The organism is Pseudomonas sp. P8_229 (assembly GCF_034008635.1).
Taxonomy (GTDB): domain Bacteria; phylum Pseudomonadota; class Gammaproteobacteria; order Pseudomonadales; family Pseudomonadaceae; genus Aquipseudomonas.
The window spans coordinates 2,716,838-2,739,718 of the sequence record NZ_CP125378.1 but is presented as its reverse complement, the minus strand read 5'-3'; the positions used below and the strand labels follow the sequence as shown (position 1 = coordinate 2,739,718).

General features: G+C 61.3%; 19 protein-coding genes. 12 read left to right on the top strand and 7 right to left on the bottom strand.

Features of this window, described 5'->3' with window-relative positions; all coding sequences use genetic code 11:
* Nucleotides 1–7: 7 nt before the first annotated feature.
* The gene (locus tag QMK55_RS12480; protein ID WP_320329274.1) at nt 8–529 is read left to right on the top strand and encodes a hypothetical protein; all 522 of its coding nucleotides are present in this window, start codon (nt 8–10) and stop codon (nt 527–529) included.
* On the opposite strand, the gene QMK55_RS12475 is transcribed toward QMK55_RS12480, so the two are convergent.
* Nucleotides 526–1,947 carry a PLP-dependent aminotransferase family protein gene (locus QMK55_RS12475; protein ID WP_320329273.1) on the bottom strand — a complete coding sequence of 474 codons (1,422 nt, stop codon included), beginning with the start codon at nt 1,945–1,947 and terminating at the stop codon, nt 526–528. The genes QMK55_RS12480 and QMK55_RS12475 overlap by 4 nt on opposite strands.
* A 179-nt stretch (nt 1,948–2,126) precedes the next feature.
* Between QMK55_RS12475 and QMK55_RS12470 the strand changes: the two genes are divergently transcribed.
* On the top strand, nt 2,127–2,372 hold the full coding sequence (locus tag QMK55_RS12470; protein ID WP_102356268.1) for a DUF1127 domain-containing protein: 246 nt from the start codon (nt 2,127–2,129) through the stop codon (nt 2,370–2,372).
* Between the two features lie 114 nt (nt 2,373–2,486).
* Here the strand turns inward: QMK55_RS12470 and QMK55_RS12465 are convergent, their stop codons facing one another.
* Nucleotides 2,487–3,797 carry an FAD-binding oxidoreductase gene (locus QMK55_RS12465; protein WP_320329272.1) on the bottom strand — a complete coding sequence of 437 codons (1,311 nt, stop codon included), beginning with the start codon at nt 3,795–3,797 and terminating at the stop codon, nt 2,487–2,489.
* Nucleotides 3,798–3,944: 147 nt separating this feature from the next.
* Between QMK55_RS12465 and QMK55_RS12460 the strand changes: the two genes are divergently transcribed.
* Nucleotides 3,945–4,298, top strand: coding sequence for a YkgJ family cysteine cluster protein (locus tag QMK55_RS12460; RefSeq protein WP_102358975.1), 354 nt, complete (start codon nt 3,945–3,947; stop codon nt 4,296–4,298).
* A 119-nt stretch (nt 4,299–4,417) separates the two neighbouring features.
* On the opposite strand, the gene QMK55_RS12455 is transcribed toward QMK55_RS12460, so the two are convergent.
* Nucleotides 4,418–4,906 carry an Lrp/AsnC ligand binding domain-containing protein gene (locus QMK55_RS12455; protein WP_003177284.1) on the bottom strand — a complete coding sequence of 163 codons (489 nt, stop codon included), beginning with the start codon at nt 4,904–4,906 and terminating at the stop codon, nt 4,418–4,420.
* Between the two features lie 156 nt (nt 4,907–5,062).
* Here QMK55_RS12455 and dadA point away from each other — a divergent pair, with 156 nt between their 5' ends.
* The 6 genes from dadA (at nt 5,063) to QMK55_RS12425 (ending at nt 11,157) form a co-directional block, all read left to right on the top strand.
* Nucleotides 5,063–6,367 carry a D-amino acid dehydrogenase gene (gene dadA, locus QMK55_RS12450; protein ID WP_102359137.1) on the top strand — a complete coding sequence of 435 codons (1,305 nt, stop codon included), beginning with the start codon at nt 5,063–5,065 and terminating at the stop codon, nt 6,365–6,367.
* Complete coding sequence (locus tag QMK55_RS12445; RefSeq protein ID WP_320329271.1) at nt 6,339–6,692, top strand: RidA family protein; 354 nt, start codon at nt 6,339–6,341, stop codon at nt 6,690–6,692. Before dadA ends, QMK55_RS12445 begins: the two co-directional genes overlap by 29 nt.
* A 94-nt stretch (nt 6,693–6,786) precedes the next feature.
* Entirely contained in the window at nt 6,787–7,860 is a 1,074-nt protein-coding gene (gene alr / locus QMK55_RS12440) for an alanine racemase (RefSeq protein WP_320329270.1), read from the top strand.
* 89 nt (nt 7,861–7,949) lie between these two features.
* Nucleotides 7,950–8,498 carry a cupin domain-containing protein gene (locus QMK55_RS12435; RefSeq protein ID WP_025112726.1) on the top strand — a complete coding sequence of 183 codons (549 nt, stop codon included), beginning with the start codon at nt 7,950–7,952 and terminating at the stop codon, nt 8,496–8,498.
* A 181-nt stretch (nt 8,499–8,679) separates the two neighbouring features.
* A complete protein-coding gene (locus QMK55_RS12430) occupies nt 8,680–9,099 on the top strand; it encodes a c-type cytochrome (RefSeq protein WP_102359139.1) in 420 nt (139 codons plus the stop codon).
* Nucleotides 9,100–9,234: 135 nt separating this feature from the next.
* Nucleotides 9,235–11,157: an acetyl-CoA hydrolase/transferase C-terminal domain-containing protein gene (locus QMK55_RS12425; protein WP_320329269.1), complete on the top strand. Its 1,923-nt coding sequence runs from the start codon at nt 9,235–9,237 to the stop codon at nt 11,155–11,157.
* Nucleotides 11,158–11,465: 308 nt separating this feature from the next.
* Here the strand turns inward: QMK55_RS12425 and QMK55_RS12420 are convergent, their stop codons facing one another.
* Complete coding sequence (locus tag QMK55_RS12420) at nt 11,466–12,038, bottom strand: xanthine phosphoribosyltransferase (RefSeq protein ID WP_025113230.1); 573 nt, start codon at nt 12,036–12,038, stop codon at nt 11,466–11,468.
* A 54-nt stretch (nt 12,039–12,092) separates the two neighbouring features.
* Nucleotides 12,093–14,102, bottom strand: a complete 2,010-nt coding sequence (gene rep / locus QMK55_RS12415) for a DNA helicase Rep (RefSeq protein WP_102354771.1) — start codon at nt 14,100–14,102, stop codon at nt 12,093–12,095.
* A gap of 254 nt (nt 14,103–14,356) precedes the next feature.
* Here rep and QMK55_RS12410 point away from each other — a divergent pair, with 254 nt between their 5' ends.
* The gene (locus QMK55_RS12410; RefSeq protein WP_320329268.1) at nt 14,357–16,030 is read left to right on the top strand and encodes a bifunctional diguanylate cyclase/phosphodiesterase; all 1,674 of its coding nucleotides are present in this window, start codon (nt 14,357–14,359) and stop codon (nt 16,028–16,030) included.
* 108 nt (nt 16,031–16,138) lie between these two features.
* On the opposite strand, the gene QMK55_RS12405 is transcribed toward QMK55_RS12410, so the two are convergent.
* Entirely contained in the window at nt 16,139–17,536 is a 1,398-nt protein-coding gene (locus QMK55_RS12405; protein WP_320330253.1) for a NorM family multidrug efflux MATE transporter, read from the bottom strand.
* 158 nt (nt 17,537–17,694) lie between these two features.
* Between QMK55_RS12405 and QMK55_RS12400 the strand changes: the two genes are divergently transcribed.
* Together QMK55_RS12400 and QMK55_RS12395 are read left to right on the top strand one after the other, a co-directional pair.
* Nucleotides 17,695–18,615, top strand: coding sequence for a LysR substrate-binding domain-containing protein (locus QMK55_RS12400; protein ID WP_102354774.1), 921 nt, complete (start codon nt 17,695–17,697; stop codon nt 18,613–18,615).
* Between the two features lie 189 nt (nt 18,616–18,804).
* Complete coding sequence (locus QMK55_RS12395; RefSeq protein WP_320329267.1) at nt 18,805–20,781, top strand: methyl-accepting chemotaxis protein; 1,977 nt, start codon at nt 18,805–18,807, stop codon at nt 20,779–20,781.
* A gap of 171 nt (nt 20,782–20,952) precedes the next feature.
* Here QMK55_RS12395 and QMK55_RS12390 read toward each other — a convergent pair whose 3' ends face one another.
* A complete protein-coding gene (locus tag QMK55_RS12390) occupies nt 20,953–22,446 on the bottom strand; it encodes a YifB family Mg chelatase-like AAA ATPase (protein ID WP_320329266.1) in 1,494 nt (497 codons plus the stop codon).
* Nucleotides 22,447–22,881: the final 435 nt, after the last annotated feature.

Below are 22,881 nucleotides of genomic sequence, written 5' to 3'. Positions count from 1 at the left end.
GCCTGCCATGAAACCTTGGGTTATTGCCGTATTGCCGGCTTGTTTTGCCTGTGCCTGCGCCTGGGCGAACGCTGCATGTGAGGTGGATCTGTCGCAAGCGACCGTGGATTTCGGCGCCACCACCCGCGCCGAACTCTTGCATTTTGCAGGGGCGCAGGGCGCAGGGTTTGGCCTGCGCAATGTGCATTTGCGCATCCAGTGCCCGCAAATTCGTCCGATCAAATGGTCCTTTGTCGCGCCGGCAGCGGGCGCTCGAGGCTATCGCTGGGAGGCTGGCACGTTGCAAGTGCGGATTGTGGCTGCACGCCTGGATGGCGTGGCGGTGCAGTGGCGGCTGGAAGGCGGTCAGCCAGTCGAGGCGAATCTGTTAGCGCCGGGAGCGCGTATCGTGCCCTGGAGCGGAGCGGCTATTGCGCAGGGACGGTATCTGCAAGTGGAGCTCGAGATCGATGCCCAAGTGGCGGACGCCTCAAGCCGGGTGGCCGACCTGAGGCGATTCGAGGGCCACGGAACGTTTCAGATCGATTAGTCGGCTGCGGCCAGCAGTTTGATCGCTGTCGCCCCCACCTTGCGTACCGCTTCTTCGATCAGCGCTGTCGGTTTGGCCGCGTAGTTCATCCGCAGGCAATTGCGGTACTTGCCCGAAGCGGAAAAGATGCTGCCGACGGCAATCTGAACGCCTTGATCATTCAACGCCCGGTTGAGTTTCAGCGTGTCGAAACCTTCCGGCAATTCGACCCACAGCATAAAGCTGCCTTGTGGTCGGCTGGCGCGGGTGCCGACAGGGAAGTACCGCGTGACCCAATCGATCATCATGTCGCGATTGCGCTGGTATTGCGTACGCATCCGCCGCAAATGCGGTTCGAAATGGCCGGCCTTGAGGAACTCGGCAATAGCGATCTGCGGCTGCGGCGCGGTCGATCCGGTGCTGATGTATTTCATGTGCAGCACCCGCTCCAGATAACGTCCCGGCGCGACCCAACCGATGCGCAGCCCCGGCGCCAGGGTCTTGGAAAACGAACTGCACAGCAGCACGCGGCCATCTTCGTCGAAGGATTTGATCGTGCGTGGACGCGGGTAGGTGTAGGCCAGTTCGCCATACACGTCGTCTTCGATAATCGCCACGTCGTAGCGCTGCGCTAGGTTGAGCAGGGCGCGTTTGCGCGACTCCGGCATGATGTAGCCCAGCGGGTTGTTGCAGTTGGGCGTGATCTGGATGACCTTGATCGGCCATTGCTCCAGCGCCAGTTCCAGTGCTTCGAGGCTGATGCCGGTCAGCGGGTCGGTGGGGATTTCCAGGGCTTTCATGCCCAGGCCTTTGAGCGTCTGCATGGCGCCGTGAAAGCTCGGCGAATCCACCGCGACGATGTCGCCGGGCTCGCAGATCGCGTGGATGCTGGTGGACAGCGCTTCATGGCAACCGGTGGTGATGACCAGGTCGCTGGCGCTCAACTGGCAGCCGGAATCGAGCATCAGTCGGGCGATCTGTTCGCGCAGCTCAAGGGTGCCGTGGATGTTGTCGTAATACAGGCCGGGCATGTCCTGGCGACGGCTGATTCGCGCCAGTCCGCGCAGCAGCGGTTGCATGGTTGGCGTGGTCACATCGGGCATGCCGCGACCCAGTTGCACCACGTCCTTGCGCGGCACCGCGCGAATCAGTTCCAGCACCTGATCCCACTGCGAAATCTCCACCGGCCGCTGCGCCGGACGCCCGACAGCAGGCAGCTCCGGCAGCTCGCGACCGACCGGCACGAAGTAGCCGGACTTGGGTTTCGGCGTTGCCAGGCCGCTGTCTTCGAGCATGCGATAGGCCTGCTGCACCGTGCTCAGGCTGACACCGTGTTCTACGCTCAAGGCGCGCACCGAAGGCAGGCGATCGCCAGGACGGTAGAAGCCTTGTTCGATGCGGGTGCCGAGCAGCTCGGCGAGGTTCACATACAGGGTCATGGGACTGCCTCGATGCAGGTGATTCGTTAAACCAGTACAGATGCGGCAAAAATCGGTGATTCAGTCTCAGGTACGGCAAATCTGTATGGGGTTAATACAGATGTGTTGAATCTGTAATGCTTTTACTGACCCGCGCATCATGGAATCTCTGGCTACCCAAGTAAACAGGAGCGACAAAAATGAACGGCTTGAGCGATGTGCGGCTGACGTTACACAGTCAGGAACTGGAGGCAGGGCAGAGGGACGGTGCGCGCAATGAGATGTTGCGCAACGCGCCGTCCGGCCTGAGTCGCTGGGGCCTGTTCTGGCATCGTCTGCACACGCGCAAGGCATTGCTGAACCTGACGCCGGAGCAGCTCAAGGATGTCGGGCTGACCCGCGAGCAGGCGCAGGAGGAGGGGTTGAAGCCGTTCTGGCGGATCTGACAACCACCGATCGTTCCCACGCTCTGCGTGGGAACGCCGCCCCGGACGCTCAGCGTCCGCTGTGACGCAGAGCGTCACTGGATGCATTCCCACGCAGAGCGTGGGAACGATCAATCAGACCAACTCTTTGAGCCGATGCCACAACATCCCCAACGCCAGTAACGGCGAGCGCAAATGCTTGCCGCCCGGGAAGGTGATGTGCGGCACCTTGGCAAACAGGTCGAACCCACCACTGTGCTGGCCACTGATCGCCTCGGCCAGCAACTTGCCCGCCAAGTGCGTGGCATTCACCCCGTGCCCGGAATAGGCCTGGGCGTAATACACGTTCGGCTGATCATTGAGCCTGCCAATCTGCGGCAGACGGTTGGCGCCGATGCCGATCATCCCGCCCCACTGATAATCGATCTTCACCCCGGCCAATTGCGCAAAGACTTCGAGCATCTTCGGCTGCATGTACGCGCCGATGTCCTTCGGATCGCGCCCCGAGTAATGGCAGGCGCCGCCGAACAGTAGACGCCGGTCCGCCGAGAGCCGGTAGTAATCCAGCGCCACCCGCTGGTCGCAGACCGCCATGTTTTGCGGCAGCAGGGCGTGGGCCTGGGCTTCGCTCAACGGCTCGGTGGCGATGATGTAGCTGCCGGCGGGCAGGACCTTGCCGCTGAGTTGCGGATTCAGATCATTGAGGTAGGCGTTGCAGCCGAGCACCAGCGTTTTGGCACGCACTGAGCCTTGCGCGGTGTGCACACGAACTTCAGGGCCGTAATCGATGCGCGTGACTGCCGACTGTTCAAACAGTTTGACGCCCAGTTGTTGCGCGGCGGCGGCTTCGCCCAGCGCCAGGTTAAGCGGATGCAGATGCCCGGAACCCATGTCGATCAAACCGCCGACGTAGCGTTTGGAGCCGACCACCGTGTGCATCTCGTCGGCTTGCAGCAAGCGGGTTTCGTAGCGATAACCGAGGCCGCGCAACTCTTCGGCGTCTTCGGCAAAACCTTCGAGGTCGGCAGGTTTGTTGGCGAGGTCGCAGTAGCCCCAGGTCAGGTCGCACTGGATCTGAAAACGTTCGACGCGTTGACGGACGATTTCCACGGCTTCCAGGCCCATGAGTTTCATCTGGCGTACACCGTCGGCGCCGATGACGTTAGTGAACTGATCGAGGCCGTGACCGACCCCGCGAATCAACTGCCCACCGTTGCGACCGCTGGCGCCCCAGCCGATCCTGTGCGCTTCCAGCAACACCACGCTGAGGCCGCGTTCGGCCAGTTCCAGTGCGGTGTTCAGCCCGGAAAACCCGCCGCCGACCACGCACACGTCGGCTATCACTTCACCTTGCAGCTGCGGATGATCCGGTTGCGGCAGGCTGCTGGCGGCGTAATAGGAGGCAACGTGGGGTTGGCTCGCGAGGGTGTGGGCGCGGGCATTCATGGGCGTCATCCAACGGCTGAGTGTCGAGAAAATTTGACGGAGCATAAGCCGCACGCCTGAAGACGGGCAACACTGGTCGGCCGTTGCTGTCTGGATCACGGCTTTTGCGGCACAATCGCCGCCTATTTCATGTGGGTTACCGTTTCGATGAGCTGCAACCGCCAGACAATCCGCGACCTGCGTCAGCAGATCCCCTCGTTCGACTGCGTGCCGGGCTGCCATGACTGTTGCGGTCCGGTGACCACCTCGCCGGAAGAGATGTCGCGCCTGCCGCGCAAGACCCGCGCTGAGCAGGATGCGGCGATGGAGGAGCTGAACTGTGTGCACCTGGGGCCAAATGGTTGCACGGTGTATGAAGAGCGGCCGTTGATCTGCCGGTTGTTTGGTACCACCAAAACCTTGCCTTGCCCGAATGAGAGGCGGCCGGTGGAGCTGATTCATCCGCGGGTTGAAAAGCAGATCTTCGAGTACATGGCGGCGAATCGGCAGGTGTTGGTTTGAAGGGGTCACTCGGAACCGAGTCGACGCCATCGCGAGCAGGCTCACTCCTACAAGGGTACGCATTCCAAATGTAGGAGTGGAGCCTGCTCGCGATGGGGCCGGGTCAGGCACCACCAATCTCAATCCGGGATCGGCAGGCTCAGGCTCTCTTTCACTTCTTCCATCACGATATAGCTCTTCGACTCCCGCACGTGCGGCAGCTTCAACAGAATGTCGCCGAGCAATTTGCGATACGAGGCCATCTCGGAAATACGCGCCTTCACCAGATAGTCGAAATCCCCTGAAACCAGGTGACACTCCAGCACATGCGGCAATTTCAGCACTGCGCGTCGGAACTCTTCGAAAGTGTCGCCGGATTTGTAGTCGAGGCTGATCTCGACGAACACCAGCAGACTACCCTTCAAGTGCTGCGGATTGAGTCGGGCGTTGTAGCCCATGATGATCCCCTCGCGCTCCAGCCGCCGCACCCGCTCTGTACATGGCGTGGTGGACAGACCGACCTTTTCCCCCAGTTCGGTAAACGATATCCGCCCGTCCGCCTGCAGGATCCGCAAGATGTTGCGGTCGATCTTGTCCAGCTCACGTTTGGTCTGAGTGTTGGTACGCATAGGGGATGCGCCTCCGTGAAAAGGGTTTTTGCCGAGAATTGTCGCCAAATATAGGCGCTTATACAGTGAAAAGCACTGGCCAATCTTTTTTACACTGCGCGCATCATTGCTCTAACAACAGACGTACGCGGCCCTGCCGCGATGAGGGATACAAAAATGCGCGTAATGGTCTTGGGTAGCGGCGTCATCGGTACCGCCAGTGCTTACTATCTGGCCCGTGCCGGGTTTGAAGTGGTGGTGGTCGACCGGCAGCCCGCTGCGGCCATGGAGACCAGTTTCGCCAACGCCGGCCAGGTGTCGCCGGGCTACGCCTCGCCGTGGGCTGCGCCGGGCGTACCGCTGAAGGCGATCAAGTGGCTGCTGCAGCGCCACGCCCCTCTCGCGATCAAGGCCACCGCCGACATCGATCAATACCTGTGGATGGCGCAGATGCTGCGCAACTGCACCGCCAGCCGTTACGCGGTGAACAAGGAGCGCATGGTGCGTCTGTCCGAGTACAGCCGCGACTGCCTCGACGAACTGCGTGCCGAAACCGGCATCGCCTACGAAGGCCGCAGTCTCGGCACAACCCAACTGTTCCGCACTCAGGCCCAGCTTGATGGCGCCGCCAAAGACATCGCCGTGCTGAAAGAGTCCGGCGTGCCGTTTGAAGTCCTCGACCGCGCCGGCATCGCCCGCGTCGAACCGGCCCTGGCCAATGTCACCGACATCCTCGCCGGTGCCCTGCGCCTGCCGAACGACCAGACGGGCGACTGCCAGATGTTCACCACGCGCCTGGCCGAAATGGCCGTGAAACTCGGTGTGGAATTCCGCTTCGGCCAGGACATCCAGCGCCTCGACTACGCTGGCGACCGCATCAACGGCGTATGGATCGACGGTAAACTGGAAACCGCCGACCGCTACGTGCTGGCCCTCGGCAGCTATTCGCCGCAACTGCTCAAGCCGCTGGGCATCAAGGCCCCGGTGTATCCGCTCAAGGGTTACTCGCTGACTGTGCCGATCACCAACCCGGACATGGCCCCGACCTCGACCATTCTCGACGAGACCTACAAGGTCGCGATCACCCGTTTCGACAACCGCATCCGCGTCGGCGGCATGGCGGAGATCGCCGGTTTTGACCTGTCGCTGAACCCGCGTCGACGCGAAACCCTGGAGATGATCGTCAACGACCTTTATCCTCAGGGCGGCAATCTGGCTGAGGCGAGCTTCTGGACCGGTCTGCGTCCGACTACCCCGGACGGCACGCCGATCGTTGGCGCCACGCCGTTCAAGAACCTGTTCCTCAACACCGGCCACGGCACCCTGGGTTGGACCATGGCGTGCGGTTCCGGTCGTTTGCTGGCCGATCTGATGGCGAAGAAAAAGCCGCAGATCAGCGCCGAAGGCCTCGATATTTCCCGTTACGGCAACAAGCCTCAGGAGTCCGCAAAACATGGCAATCCAGCGCCAGCTCACCAATGAGCGCATGAGTCAGATCGTCACCCACAACGGCACCGTGTATCTGGCCGGGCAGGTCGGCGACGACTTCAACGCCGGGGTCGAACAGCAGACCCGCGACGTGCTCGCCAATATCGAGCGTTTGCTGGATCTGGCCGGGACTGACAAGCAGCATCTGTTGTCGGCGACGATCTACATGAACGACATCGAGGCGCACTTTGCCGGAATGAACTCGGTGTGGGACCAGTGGCTGCCCAAAGGCGCCGCCCCGGCCCGTGCCACTGTCGAAGCGAAGATGGCCAAGCCGAGCATTCTGGTAGAAATCTCTATCGTCGCTGCGCTGCCGTAACCGTTGTAAATATCCCTCTCCCGGCGCTGTTGGCGGTTCACGTCGTCAGTCGGCGCCGGTTTTTCTTCCCATGACCGCCTAGAAGCCTGCCGCCATGCGTCCTGCCCGTGCCCTGATCGATCTTCAAGCCCTGCGTCACAACTACCGAATTGCCCGCGAAGTCACCGGCGCCAAGGCGCTGGCGGTGATCAAGGCTGATGCCTATGGTCACGGCGCGGTGCGTTGCGCCCAGGCGCTGGAAGCTGAGGCTGACGGGTTTGCCGTCGCCTGCATCGAGGAGGCGCTGGAGTTGCGCGCGGCCGGCATCAAGGCCCCGGTGTTGTTGCTCGAAGGTATCTTCGAATCCGATGAGCTGGCACTGATCGTCGAGCACGATTTCTGGACCGTGGTGCATTCGCTGTGGCAGCTCGAAGCGATTGAGCAGGCGGCCTTGAGCAAACCGATCACCGTGTGGCTCAAGCTCGATTCGGGCATGCACCGCGTGGGTCTGCATCCGAAGGATTACGCGGCGGCCTATCAACGCCTGCGGGCCAGCGGCAAAGTGGCGAAGATCGTGCTGATGAGCCACTTCGCCCGCGCCGATGAGCTGCACGAACAGAGCAGCGCCGATCAGGTCGCGGTGTTCGAGGCTGCACGTCAGGGCCTCGCCGCCGAAGTCAGCCTGCGCAACTCGCCGGCCGTGCTCGGCTGGCCGCAGATTCACAGCGACTGGGTGCGCCCGGGCATCATGCTGTACGGCGCGACCCCGTTCGAAGAAGCCAACGCTGTGGCCGAGCGCCTGCAACCGGTGATGACTCTCGAATCGAAAGTCATCTGTGTGCGTGAGCTGCCCGCTGGCGAGCCGATCGGCTACGGCGCCAAATTCATCACCGACAAACCGATGCGTATCGGCGTGGTCGCCATGGGTTACGCCGATGGCTACCCGCGTCAGGCACCGACCGGCACGCCGGTGCTGGTCGCCGGCAAACGCAGCCGGATTCTCGGCCGCGTCTCGATGGACATGCTCTGCATCGACCTCACCGATGTGCCGGACGCCGGCCTCGGTTCGACCGTCGAGCTGTGGGGCAAAAACATCCTCGCCAGCGAAGTGGCGCAGTGGGCGGACACCATCCCGTACCAGATTTTCTGCAACTTGCGTCGCGTGCCAAGGCTCTATTCCGAGGCTTGACGCCGCTGCGGGGGGCCAAGTGTTGTAAATACTGAACGCTGTCGCCATGATAACGCTCAATATTCTTACAACATCAGGAGGCTCCCGCCTTGGACGTCGGTGAACGACTGCAATCGATCCGCAAGCTCAAAGGGCTTTCCCAGCGTGAACTCGCCAAACGCGCGGGCGTCACCAACAGCACCATTTCGATGATCGAAAAGAACAGTGTCAGCCCTTCGATCAGTTCGCTGAGAAAGGTGCTGGGCGGCATCCCCATGTCCATGGTCGAGTTCTTTTCCGAAGAAATCCTGCAGGAAATCCCGACCCAGATCGTCTACAAGGCCAACGAGCTGATCGACATCTCCGACGGCGCCGTGACCATGAAACTGGTCGGCCGCGCGCACCCCAGCCGGGCTATCGCGTTCCTCAACGAAATCTACCCGCCGGGTGCTGATACCGGCGAAGAAATGCTCACCCATGAGGGCGAAGAAACCGGGATTCTGGTGGAAGGTCGTCTGGAATTGGTGGTGGGTCTGGAAACTTTTATTCTCGAAGCCGGCGACAGCTACTACTTTGAAAGTACCAAGCCGCATCGTTTCCGTAATCCGTTCGACTTGCCTGCGCGACTAATCAGCGCAGCCACGCCGGCGAATTTTTGAAGATAGAGGCGCCAAGCCATGACGGCGAAGGCATCCGAAGAGTTTTCCACAGCGCGGTATAACCCCTTCGACTATGGGGTTGTTTCAGTGTGGCGGGCTACCCGCTATACTTGCGCCCGCCTGCGAACCGTGGCCGCAGGCGTGAATAGCCACCATTGAGGGTGAACGCGTGAACCTAATTATGAAAATGCTGGCCGCACCAGCAACCGTACTGGCCCTCTGGGCTGTCAGCGCTCAAGCTGCGACGAATGACGACATTGCCAAACGCCTCGAGCCGGTCGGCCAGGTGTGCGTTCAGGGGCAGGAATGCAAAGGGATGGAAGTCGCAGCCTCCGCTGGCGGCGGTGGCGCAGCTAAAACTCCGGATGAGATCATTGCCAAGCACTGCAATGCTTGTCATGGCACTGGCCTGTTGGGCGCACCTAAAATCGGTGATGCAGCTGACTGGAAAAAACGTGCTGACAAAGAAGGTGGCACCGCTGCCGGGTTGGCGGCAGTTGCGCTGAAAGGGCTCAACGCCATGCCACCAAAAGGTACCTGCAGTGACTGCGAGGAGAAAGACCTCGAAGGCGCGATCCAGAAGATGTCCGGCCTGAAATAAGCCACGCTTCTGACGAAAAAAACCGTCTTCGGACGGTTTTTTTGTGCCCGCGATTCGCGGCGCGGGCTGTCCTTTGCAGCAAACTCAAGGCAAGCTCGGTCTACCTCTATTCACGGAACGGGCAGGAGGCTTCAGATGGTGCAGTTGTGTTCGATCGAACAGGCAGTGGACGAGGTGCTCGCACGCTTGCCGGCGCATATCCACATGGGCATGCCGCTGGGACTGGGCAAGCCCAATCACTTCGTCAACGCGCTATACCGGCGCATCAAGGGCCTGCCCGAGCGGCAACTGACGATCTACACCGCACTGTGCCTGGGGCGGCCGAATCTGGGAGACGGTTTGCAGAAGCGCTTCATCGAACCCTTCGTCGAGCGCGTATTCGGCGACTACCCCGAATTCGATTTCCTCGCCGACCTGCAGCGTGACAGCCTGCCCGCCAACATCCGCATCGAACAGTTTTTCATGCAACCTGGCAGCCTGCTCAACAGCGCGCCGGCCCAGCAGGATTACGTCAGCAGCAACTACAGCCACGCCGCCCGCGACATCAACGCCGCCGGGCTGAACCTGGTGGCGCAATTGCTTGCCAGCAGCAGCGAACACCCCGACCGCCTGAGTCTGAGCTGCAACCCGGACATCACCCTCGACCTGTTGCCGATGATCGCCAAGCGCCGCGCCATCGGGGAAACCATCCTGCTGGTCGGCCAGGTGCACACCGAGTTGCCGTACATGCCCGGCGATGCCGAAGTCGATATCGACACCTTCGACCTGCTGATCGACGCGAAGGACAGCAGCACGCTGTTTTCCACGCCGAACATGCCGGTGGGCTTTCAGGATCACTTCATCGGCCTGCACGCCAGCACCTTGGTGCGCGACGGCGGCACCTTGCAGATCGGCATCGGCTCGATGGGCGATGCGCTGACCGCCGCACTGCTGGCGCGGCAAGCCGATAACCTCGGTTATCAGGCCTTGCTCAACGACCTCAACCTCAGCCAGTGGGCGCAACTGATCGAACGCGAGGGCGGCACCGCGCCATTCGTCAAAGGCCTGTATGGCTGCAGCGAAATGTTCGTCAACGGCCTGCTGGTGTTGGTGGACGCCGGGATCATCCGGCGCAAGGTCTACCCCGACGTGCAGACCCAGGAACAGGCCAACGCCGGCACTCTTGATGAAACTGCACAAACCGATGGCATCTCGGTGCACGGCGGTTTCTTCCTCGGCCCGCGCAGTTTCTATGAGCGTCTGCGTGAGTTGCCGCAGAGCAAGCGCCTCGAATTCAACATGACCCGCATCAGCTACATCAACGAGCTGTACGGGCAGGAAGAATTGAAGCGCTTACAGCGACTTGATGCACGGTTCATCAACACCGTGTTCACCATGACGCTGATGGGCGCGGGGGTGGCCGATCAACTGGAAGACGGGCGGGTGCTCAGCGGCGTTGGCGGGCAGTACAACTTCGTTGCCCAGGGGCACGCGCTGCACGATGCGCGCTCGATTCTGATCCTGCGCAGCTGGCGCGAGTCCGGCGGTGAGGTCAGTTCGAACATCGTCTGGGAGTACGGCCACTGCACGATCCCGCGACATCTGCGGGACATCGTGGTCACCGAGTACGGCATCGCCGATCTGCGCGGTAAATCCGATGCGGTGGTGATCGAGTCTCTGTTGAACATCAGCGATTCCCGTTTCCAACAGGGGCTGATCGAGCAAGCGCAAAAGGTCGGCAAGCTGCCGAAGGATTTCCATCTCGATCCACGCTTTGCCGAGAACACGCCGCAGCGTTTGCAGGCGATTGCCGCCAGGCATCCGAATCTGTTTCCGGAGTATCCGTTGGGCTGTGATTTCACGGTGATCGAGCGGGATCTGCTGCGGGCGCTGAACTGGCTGAAGAGCAAGTTCAAACTCACGGAAATTCTGGAGCTGGGCAAAGCAGCCCTCGACGCACCAGATGCCTCGACATTCCCCGAGCACCTGGAGCGCATGCAACTGACAAACCCGGAAGGCCTGAAAGAAGACCTGTTCCAGCGCCTGCTGCTCACCGGCCTCAAAGCCACCGCACAGTAACGGCCCACCGCAAAACCAACTGTGGGAGCGGGCTTGCTCGCGAAAGCGGTGTATCAGTCAACCAAGATGTCGACTGACACTACGCCATCGCGAGCAGGCTCACTCCTACAAGGGGCTGCGGTGTGGTTTTATTCGATGAAGGTATCGACGCCATTCGGCCCCAAGGCCACCGCACACTAACGGCCTGACCCAAAACAACTGTGGGAACGGGCTTGCTCGCGAAAGCGGTGTATCAGTCAACCAAGATGTCGACTGACACTACGCCATCGCGAGCAGGCTCACTCCTACAAGGGGGCTGCGGTGTGGCTTTATTCGATGAAGGTAACAACGCCGTCCTTCAGCGATTTCACACGGGCCAGCGATTCGACGCGGTAGCCCTGCGAATCCAGCTCGGCGCGGCCGCCCTGGAACGACTTCTCGATGACGATGCCCAGGCCAGCCACGGTGGCGCCAGCCTGCTTGATGATCGAGATCAGCGCCTGCGAAGCCTTACCGTTGGCCAGGAAGTCGTCGATGATCAGCACGCGGTCGCTGCTGGTCAGGTGACGCGGGGAGATGGCCACGGTGCTTTCGGTCTGCTTGGTGAACGAGTAAACAGTCGCCGACAGCAGGTTTTCGGTCAGGGTCAGGGACTGATGCTTGCGGGCGAAGATCACCGGCACGCCGAGGTTCAGACCGGTCATGATCGCCGGGGCGATGCCCGAGGCTTCGATGGTGACGATCTTGGTGATCCCCGAATCCTTGAACAGCGTGGCGAATTCGTCGCCGATCAGCTTCATCAGGGCCGGGTCGATCTGGTGGTTCAAAAAGGCGTCGACCTTCAGGACCTGGTCGGAAAGCACGATGCCTTGTTCGCGGATTTTCTGGTGCAGTGCTTCCATGAAGCTGTCCTCGTTCAGCGCTTGTGCGCCCTAAGCTTTAAAAAGTGGTCAATTCTAGCGCTTTAACATCGCGCGTATATCAGCCAGTGCGCTATTGCCCCGCACGGCTTTGACTTCGGTCGGTGTGTCGTCGTTGCCTTCCCACGCCAGATCGTCCGGCGGCAGCTCATCGAGGAAGCGGCTAGGTGCGCAATCGATGATCTCGCCGTACTGTTTGCGTTTGGCGGCGAAGGTGAACGCCAGGGTCTGACGCGCGCGGGTGATGCCCACGTAGGCCAGGCGGCGTTCCTCTTCGATGGTGTCGGCTTCGATGCTGGAGCGGTGCGGGAGGATTTCCTCTTCCATGCCCATGATGAACACGTAAGGGAATTCCAGTCCCTTGGACGCATGCAGCGTCATCATCTGCACGCCTTCGGCGCCGTCTTCCTCTTCCTGCTGACGCTCCAGCATGTCGCGCAGGACCAGTTTGCCGATGGCGTCCTCGACGGTCATTTCGCCTTCTTCATCCTTCTCGAGGGTGTTTTTCAACGCCTCGATCAGGAACCAGACGTTGCTCATCCGGTAATCGGCAGCCTTGTCGCTGGAGCTGTTGGTGCGCAGCCAGTTCTCGTAGTCGATGTCCATGACCATGCTGCGCAGCGCCGAGATCGGGTCTTCGCCGGCGCATTGCTCACGCACCTTGTCCATGAAGCGCTTGAAGCGCGACAGGCGATCGGTGAAGCGGCTGTCCAGATGTTCGCCCAGACCGATTTCGTCGGTGGCGGCGTACATCGAAATCTTGCGTTCGGTGGCGTAGTTGCCGAGTTTTTCCAGGGTGGTCGAGCCGATTTCGCGGCGCGGCACGTTGATCACGCGCAGGAAGGCGTTGTCGTCATCCGGGTTCACGATCAGGCGGAAGTAGGCCATCAAGTCCTTCACTTCCTGACGGCCGAAGAAGCTGTTACCGCCGCTCAGACGGTACGGCACCTGGTGGTGCTGCAACTTCAGTTCGATCAGCTTGGCCTGATAGTTACCGCGATAGAGAATCGCAAAATCGCTGTACGGGCGGTCGGTGCGCAAGTGCAGGCTGAGGATTTCCATGGCCACGCGCTCGGCTTCGGCGTCCTCGTTACGGCAGCGGATCACGCGGATCTCGTCACCGTGGCCCATCTCACTCCACAGCTGCTTTTCGAATTCGTGCGGATTGTTCGAGATCAGCACGTTGGCGCAGCGCAGGATGCGGCTGGTGGAGCGATAGTTCTGCTCGAGCATCACCACTTTCAGGGACGGATAGTCGTCCTTGAGCAACATCAGGTTTTCCGGCCGTGCACCGCGCCAGGCGTAGATCGACTGGTCGTCGTCGCCCACCACGGTGAACTGGTTGCGCTTGCCGATGAGCATTTTCACCAGCAGGTACTGGCTGGCGTTGGTGTCCTGGTATTCGTCGACCAGCAGGTAACGCACCTTGTTCTGCCACTTTTCGAGAATGTCGGCGTGCTCTTCGAAGAGTTTTACCGGCAGCAGGATCAAGTCGTCAAAGTCCACTGCGTTGAACGCCTTGAGCGTGCGCTGGTAGTGGGTGTAGACGATGGCAGCGGTCTGTTCTTTGGGATTACGCGCGTTTTCCAGCGCCTGCGGCGGCAGGATCAGGTCGTTTTTCCAGGCGCCGATCATGTTCTTGATCTCGTCGACGCCGTCGTCGCCCGCGTATTCCTTCTGCATGATGTCGGTCATCAGGGCTTTGACGTCGGTCTCGTCGAAGATCGAGAAACCGGGTTTGTAGCCCAGCCGCACGTGTTCCTTGCGGATGATGTTCAGGCCCAGGTTGTGGAAGGTGCAGACTGTCAGGCCGCGTCCTTCGCCGGCGCGCAGCAGGGTGCCGACCCGCTCTTTCATCTCGCGCGCGGCCTTGTTGGTAAAGGTCATGGCGACGATGTACTGGGCGCGGATGCCGCAGTTCTGGATCAGGTGCGCGATCTTGCGGGTGATCACGCTGGTCTTGCCGGAGCCAGCGCCGGCGAGCACCAATAGAGGGCCGCCGACGTAGTTCACGGCTTCTTGCTGCCGGGGATTGAGTCGGGACATACGAAAATTCGGGAGTCGTTGACGAAATGGGCCGGCATTTTAACAGGCTCAGCGATTTGTGCTGCTCTCTCCGACTTGTGACGCACCGCGTGATTCAAATTTGCCGGTTTTGTTACTTTCGCGGAGGATGCGCGGTGATTTTGCGGCTAATGTTCTCATTCGTGACACAAAATAACGTTCTGATAATCGTTGTCATTGAACATCGCAACGGCATAATGCCCCGCCCACATCATTGCAGAGTCTAGGGAGCTAGCTTGTCTACGCCTGTCGAACCCTTGCGTTTGCTGCTACTGGCCGAAGAGCCAGCGTGGACAGCGTTATTGCGCGAGTGTCTGGCTCCGATGGGGAGCGCGGCGGTGCTGATCAGCGCGCCGAGCTGGGAGTCGGTCAGCAGTTTGTTCGAAGACAACCGCCATGCGGTGTTGTTGACCGTTCCCGCGTTGCAGCCGGCCCCGGGCCGTTGCAGCCTGCCGACGGTGTTGCTGCTGGATCAAGAACCGGCTACGGCGCCCGATGGCGTCAGCGACTGGCTGGTGTTCGACGCCCTCGACGCCGGCATGCTGCGCCGTTGCCTGCGCCACGTGCGCGAACGCGGCGTTCTTGAAAACACCCTGCAACGCCTGGCCGAACAGGATCCGCTGACCGGCATCGCCAACCGTCAGGGTTTCCAGACCCTGCTCACGGCGCGCCTCGCGGAAAACGACGGGCGTGGCGTGGCCCTCGGGCATCTCGACCTCGACAACTTCCGTCACGCCAACGATGCCCTCGGCCATCAGGCTGGCGACCGTCTGATTCTGCAGGTCGTCGCGCGGCTGAAAGGCCAGCTGGAGGCCGGTGATCAACTGGCGCGCCTGGGCAGCGATGAGTTTGCCCTGCTGATCGACACCCGCCGTGCGCCGCAACGCGCCGAGTGGATGGCTGAACGCATCACTGAAGCTTTGTCCGAGCCGTATTGGGTTGACGGCGAAAGCCTGTTGATCGGCTCCAGCCTTGGCATCGCCCATGCCCGCGCACAAGGTGGCGCCGACCCGCTGATGTGGCACGCGCACATCGCCATGCAGCAGGCCAAGAGCACCCAAGGCTGCACCTTCCATATCTTCAACGAACGCATCAACCGCAATGCACGGAGCATGGCTGACCTCGAAAGCGAGTTGCGCCGGGCCCTGCGTCGCGATGAGCTGGAGTTGCATTACCAGCCACGGCTTAATCTTGAGGACGGCCAGATTGTCGGCCTCGAAGCGTTGGTGCGCTGGCGTCATGGCGAGCGCGGATTGCTGCCGCCGAGTGAATTCGTGCCGTTGGCCGAACAGAGCGGCTTGATCGTGCCGCTGGGTTACTGGGTGATTTCCCGGGCCCTGCGTGACATGCAGGCCTTGCGCGAGCGCGGCCTGCCGGCGCTGCACATGGCGATCAACCTGTCGTTCCGCCAGTTTCAGGACAGTCAGCTTTTGCCGACCTTGAGTCGCTTGATCGCTGAGCGGGGCGTTGAAGCGCAATGGCTGGAATTCGAACTGACTGAAACCGCGGTGATGCGCCGCAGCGATCTGGTCAAGCAGACCATGGACGCCCTCGGCCGCCTCGGCGTGCGCTTTTCACTGGATGACTTCGGCACCGGGTTCTCATCGTTCGTGCACCTCAACAGCCTGCCTATCACCTTGCTGAAAATCGACAAGAGCTTCGTCGGTGGCATGGAGCAACGTGAGGAGAACCGTAAACTGGTGCACGCGATGATCAATCTTGCGCACAACCTGCATCTGGAAGTGGTGGCGGAAGGGGTCGAGACGCCCGAACAGCTGGATCTGTTGCGTGGCTTTGGCTGCGATCAGGTGCAGGGCTATCTGATCAGCCGGCCGTTGCCGTTGGCGGAGCTGGTGGAGTACCTGACGTTCGGCTCAAGCCAGCAGCCAGCCCTCGAAATCGTCGGCTAAACACCTATCCCTTGTAGGAGTGAGCCTGCTCGCGATGGCGGTGTATCAGACAAATCATCATTGCCTGACACACCGCCATCGCGAGCAGGCCCACTCCTACAAGGGTACTCAGTCAGGCTGGGCGACGGTGTATTGATTTGATGGCGCCGGCTCCAGCCGAATCATCCGCTTCATCTTCCACTCAAACGCCAGCGTCAGGCTCACCGCCGCACACGCCAGCCCCAGCGCCAGGCCCCACCACACACCGGTCGGCCCCCAATTGAGGTGGAACGCCATCCACCACGCCGCCGGTGCGCCAATCAGCCAATAGCAACCGAGGCCGACCAGGAACGTGGTCTTGGCATCCTTGAGCCCACGGATGCAGCCCATGGCAATCGTCTGCGTGCCGTCGAACAGTTCGAACCATGCCGCCACCGCCAACAGGCTCACCGCCAGGCGAATCACCTCAGCAAACGCCGGGTCATTGTGATCAAGGAACAACCCGACCAACTGGTTCGGCAACAGCCAGAACACCATGGCGAAACCCAACATCACCACCGCGCCGAATACGATGCCGACCCGCCCGGACATCCGCGCATCGCTCAACTGCCCGGCGCCGTAATGCTGGCCAACGCGCATGGTGATCGCGTAGGACATCCCCGCGGGCACCATGAACGCCACCGAAACGATCTGCAGGGCGATCTGGTGCGCGCCCAGTTGCGTGCTGCCCATGGTGCCCATGCACAGGGCGGCAAAGGCGAATAAACCCACTTCCACTGCGTAGGTGCCGCCAATCGGCAGGCCGAGGCGCCACAACTCCTTGAGATACTGGCGGTTCGGCCTCGACAGGCCCGCGCGCAACGGATAAGCGTCGTAGGCCGGATGCCGACGGATGTGCCAGGCCAGTGCCAGCGCCATGCAGTTGGCGACAATCGCCGTGACCAGGCCGATGCCCGTCAGGCCCATTTTCGGCAGGCCGAACAGGCCGGTGATCAGCGCGTAGTTGAGCAGGAAGTTGGCCACGGTGCCGCCGAGGCTGATGACCATCACCGGGGTCGCCCGGCCAATTGCGCTGGTAAAGCCACGCAGGGCCATGAAGCTCAGGTAGCCGGGCAGGGCAAAGGGCAGGGCGATCAAAAATTGCCCCGCGGCATTGACGTTGGTTTCGGTCTGGCCGAACAGCAGCAGCACCGGTTTCAGGTTCCACAGCAGCAGTCCGGCGCCGAGCGCCATCAGCCACGCGAGCCACAGCCCGGCCTGAGTCAGGCGCGCCGCGCCGACGATGTCGCCGGCGCCCTGACGGATCGCCACCAGGGTGCCGACCGCCGCGATCACGCCGATACAGAAAATCGACACGAACGAATAACTCGCCGCCCCCAGCCCGCCACCGGCCAAGGCTTCGGGGCTGAGGCGCGCCATCATCAGGGTGTCGGTCAGCACCATCAACATGTGCGCCAACTGTGAAGCGATCAACGGCCCCGCCAGCCGCAGGATGGCCCAGAGTTCGGTACGCACAGGATGCTGCATGGTCATCACCACTCATTGAAAGAGGGAACAGGGGACCGTCGATTCTCGGCGCTTGGCAGCGTTTGCACAAAGGGATAAAAAGGATGGGTGGCATGATTAAAACTCATTATGAGAAGATCCAGCCAGGTTGGCTGTATCCCGCTACAGGAGCTTTTTGCATGTCCCGTCGTCTTCCTCCGTTGTATGCCCTGCGCGCATTCGAAGCGGCGGCGCGGCACAGCTCGTTCACCCGCGCCGCCGAGGAGCTGTCGATCACCCAGAGTGCGGTGAGTCGGCACATTCGTACGCTTGAAGAACATTTCGCCTGCAAGCTGTTTCATCGCAGCGGACGTAACCTGCAGCTCACCGAATCGGCGCGGATGCTGTTGCCGGGGATTCGCGACGGTTTTGCTGCGCTTGAGCGTGCCTGCAACACCTTGCGTGCCGAGGACGACATCCTGCGCATGAAAGCGCCGTCGACCCTGACCATGCGTTGGCTGCTGGCGCGGCTCAGTCGTTTTCGCCATCTGCAACCGGGCAACGAAGTGCAATTGACCAGTGCGTGGATGGACGTGGATTCGGTGGATTTCAACAACGAGCCTTTCGACTGCGCGGTACTGCTCAGCGACGGGCATTTTCCGCCGGACTGGGAGGCCAGCCTGCTGTTTCCCGAAGAACTGATTCCGGTCGGTGCGCCGAACCTGCTGAACGATCAGCCTTGGGATGTGGCGCGACTGGCGTCCACCGAGCTGTTGCATCCGACCCCGGATCGGCGCGACTGGCGCAGTTGGCTGGAGCACATGGGGCTGTCCGAGCAGGTCTCGCTCAAGGGCGGGCAGGTGTTCGATACCCTTGAACTGGGGATGATCGCGGCGGCGCGCGGTTACGGTGTGTCGATGGGCGATTTGCTGATGGTGGCTGAGGATGTGGCGCAAGGACGCTTGAGTCTGCCGTGGCCGACCGCCGTCGCCAGCGGACTGAATTACTACCTGGTGTGGCCGAAAACCCGCCCGGGAGGTGAACGTTTGCGCCGCCTCAGCGACTTCCTGCAAGGCGAAGTGCGCGCCATGGCGCTGCCGGTGGTCAAGCGGTTGAGCTGAAACGTTCGAGCCGCCACAATGCCGGCCTTGCGCCATAACCCCGCTATTTACTCAAGTATTCGGTTTTACCGCCGAAAATGAGCATGTGGGACCGTCGTGCCGGTCTCCACGATTTCACCCCCATTATTAGAATTTTCCGAGCAGGTGCTGCGATCAAGGAGGATCCGGCGGCTCGGCCAGGAGCTGTCCATGTCTCAACCTCGCGCCCGGATCGCCTCGCAGCTGGGCCTCGCGCTTGCTGTGATACTGGCGATTGTCATCAGTGGCAGTACGGTGTTCGCCCTGCGTTCGCTGGATACCGCCAACCTCGCCACCCGTGAAGAACACCTCGCCAGTGAAGCGCGGCTGCTGGCCGACCAGTTGAGCACCTTCCACGGTACGCTGCGTGAAAGCACGCAGCGCCTGAGCGGGTTGTTCGAGAAGCGCTTCAGCGCGGGTCTGAGCATTCACCCGGACGAGCCGGTGACCGTTGCCGGGACCCAGACCCCGGGCCTGCACCTGGGCAGCGAAGTACTGAACAACAACTTCAAGGAAGTCGACGAGTTCAAGCAAATGACCGCCGGTGTCGCCACGTTGTTCGTGCGCAGCGGCGAAGACTTCGTGCGGGTCAGCACCTCGCTGACCAAACAGGATGGCACGCGCGCCATCGGCACCTTGCTCGATCACACCCACCCGGCCTATGCGAAGTTGATGGCAGGGCAGGGCTATGTCGGGCGCGCCTTGCTGTTCGATCGTTCCTACATGACCCAATACACCCCGGTGCGCGATGGCAGCGGCAAGGTGATTGCGGTGTTGTTCGTCGGTTTCGACTACACCGATGCGCAGAACGCCCAGTTCGACAACCTCAAGCGTTTCCGCATCGGTCAGAGCGGCTCGCTGGCATTGCTGGATGAGCAAAACAAATGGCTGGTCGCGCCGGCTGGTGTGCAGGCACCGGGTCAAGCGGTGCCGGTGATCAAAGGTTTGGCTGCAAAGCCGGGTAAAGGCGAGTTCTGGAGTGACACCTCCGAAGACTTCTACAGCATCGCCGTGCCGTTCGAGGGTGGGCCGTGGTCGGTGGTGGCGAGCATGCCGAAAGCCGAGATCCGCGCGGTGACCTGGAGCGTCGGTACGCAACTGGCCATTGGCAGTCTGTTGGCGATGTTGCTGGCGGTCGGATCTGCAGTCTGGTTGCTGCGCAGCAAACTGGCACCACTGAGCGACCTGGTCCGTCAGGCTGAAGCTTTGGGCGCCGGTGATCTGAGCGTGCGTCTGAACGTGTCGAGCAATGACGAAATCGGCCAACTGTCCCGTGCGTTCAACCAGATGAGCCAGGCGCTGTCGACCATGGTCGAGCACATCCGCCGCTCCTCGGAAGAGGTCAACAGCCGCGCCCAGGCCCTGTCCGGTTTGTCCGGCGGAGCGTACGAAGGCATGGAGCAGCAGTCCGGCGAAATCACCAGCATGGCCGGCGCGGTGGAAGAGTTCAGCGCGACCTCGCTGAACATTGCCGACAACATGGGCGCAACCCAGCGTCTGGCGCAGGAAAATGCCCAACAGACCCAGATCGGCCGCACCTCGATGGAAGAAGCTTCGTCCTCGCTGGAGCAAATCGCTGGTGCACTGAACACCACCGCTACCGTGATCAACACCCTCGGTCAGCGCTCCCAGGAAATCGGCGGCATTGTCAGCGTAATCACCTCGATTGCCGAACAGACTAACCTGCTGGCGCTCAACGCTGCGATTGAAGCCGCGCGTGCCGGTGAGCAAGGCCGTGGCTTTGCGGTGGTCGCTGACGAGGTGCGCAACCTTGCTTCGCGCACTCGTCAGGCGACTGACGAAATCTCCGGAATGATTCACAGCATCCAGCAGGAAACCGGCAACGCGATCAGCACCATGGAGCAGGGCAATGTGCTGATGCAGGAAGGCTTGTCGCGTAATGCCAATGTCGCCTCGGCACTGGCGCGCATTGATGAGCAAAGCCGTTCGGCAGGGCAGCAGTTTGCGGCGATTACCACGGCGACGCAGGAGCAGAGCAGCACCGCGACGTTGCTCAGCAGCAACCTGCAAAGTATTGCACTGGCCAACAGTGAGCAGCGCGAAGTGGTTTCCAATCTTGCGGTGACCGCGAAAGAGCTGGAGAAGCTGGCCGCCGATCTGCGCTCAGAGGTAGATCGCTTTCGTTGATGCGGCGTGCCGGCTACTGGTACGCGGAGAGGTCTTCGCTGGAGTCGACCTCTCCCCATTCTCCCGAATAGGCAACGGCGTCGATCGCTACTCGACCGGCGTCGATGGCACGCTGCAGCGCCAGGATGTTTATTTTTCGGGGCAGTCCATTTGCGAGTGGCGCTGTCATTTTCATTGTGTTGCCGGCCGATATTGCAACGCCTCTGCCAGATGCTCGCGCCGGATCTCGTTTTCCTGCCCCAGATCGGCCAACGTCCTGGCGACCTTGAGAAGTCGATGCGCCGAGCGCAGCGACAGGGTCAGCCGTTCACAGGCTGACTCCAGCCAGGTCTCGTCGGCTGTGGATAATTTGCAGTGCCGCTTCAACCCCGGCAGATCGAGAAACGCATTGGCACAACCCTGACGCTTTTGTTGGCGCTCACGCGCTTCGGCCACCACGGCTGCTGCACTGGCGCTGTCCTCTCCTGGCGGCACTGCCGGATTCAGTGCCGTCGCTTCCCGCGCCACCGTCAGGTGCAGGTCGATCCGATCCAGCAACGGTCCCGACAGTTTGTTGCGATAGCGCTGCACCATGTCTGGGGTGCATGAGCACTTGCCGCTGGGCTCGCCAAGATATCCACAGGGGCACGGGTTCATCGCCGCCACCAACTGGAAACGCGCCGGGAATCGCACGCGATCCTTGGCTCGGGCGATCACGATTTGTCCGGATTCCAGAGGCTCGCGCAGAACCTCCAGAACCTTGCGATCAAACTCAGGCAGTTCATCGAGAAACAGCACGCCATGGTGGGCGAGAGTGATTTCGCCGGGTTGCGGTTTGGAGCTGCCGCCGACCAGTGCCGGCCCCGATGCCGAGTGGTGCGGCTGACGAAAGGGACGTTGTGGCCAATGCGTCAGCGGCGCGCCACTGGCGACCGATTGAATCGCCGCCACCTCCAGCGCCTCGCACTCGGACAACGGTGGGAGCAATCCCGGTAGTCGGCTGGCCAGCAACGTCTTGCCGGTACCCGGAGGCCCACTGAACAACAGGTTATGCGCGCCCGCTGCGGCAATCAGCAGCGCCCGCTTGGCGGCCTTTTGCCCCTGGACTTCGTTGAGGTCGGGATAGGGTCTGGCGGCATGGATCAAACCGTCCGACACGTAAGGTTCAACCGGCGTGTGCCCGTTGAAATGCGCCACCGCCTCCAGCAGATGATCTACCGCAAACACCTTCAAGCCCGAGGCCAGGCACGCCTCCTCGGCATTCGCCCGCGGCACCACCAGTGCCCGCCCGGCCTTGCGCGCCGCCAGTGCCGCCGGCAACACCCCGCGCACCGGGCGCACCGCGCCGGATAACGCCAACTCACCCAGGCATTCCACATCATCCAGCGTCAGGCACGGCACCTGCACACTCGCCGACAGAATCCCAAGGGCGATCGCCAGATCAAACCGCCCGCCATCCTTGGGCAAATCCGCCGGCGCCAGATTCAAGGTGATCCGCCGCGCCGGAAACTGCAGACCGGAATTGATGATCGCGCTGCGCACCCGATCCTTGCTCTCCTTCACTGCGGCTTCGGGCAGGCCGACCATGGTCAGCGACGGCAGGCCGTTGGCCAGATGGACTTCGACGGTGACAGCGGGGGCTTCCACGCCAATCTGGGCGCGACTGTGGACGATGGAGAGGGACATGGTCGTTCCTTGAGCTGAATCGGGAGCCGCTTCCTGCGGTTTTTGAAGGGTAGTTGGGGAAGGGTGATCTGGCGGGGTAATGGCGGGGGCGAATTTTCACTGGATGTTGCGGGTAGTGGCCAACCAATTTCGAGGCGAAAAAAAACCGCCTCGAGGAGACGGTTTTTAGTTTGCAGGCTTTGGTGAGGCCAAGACCTGCGCATCCTTAGTGGACACACTCACGTCCGTTGAGACTATGTATGTTTGCTCGTTGAGGCAAGCACCCGAGTCAACTTTCACCCATCAGTACCGGTCTGGATGGATTGAAGCAGTCATGCCCGAATACGAGGTCATGGCCTGATAAAACTTGTTTAAATTGCCTCTGAGGGGCTGCAATACCATCTGTTTTGACGATGCCCGCTCATGGAGCGTTCGCAAAGTGTGGTCGGGGGAGTA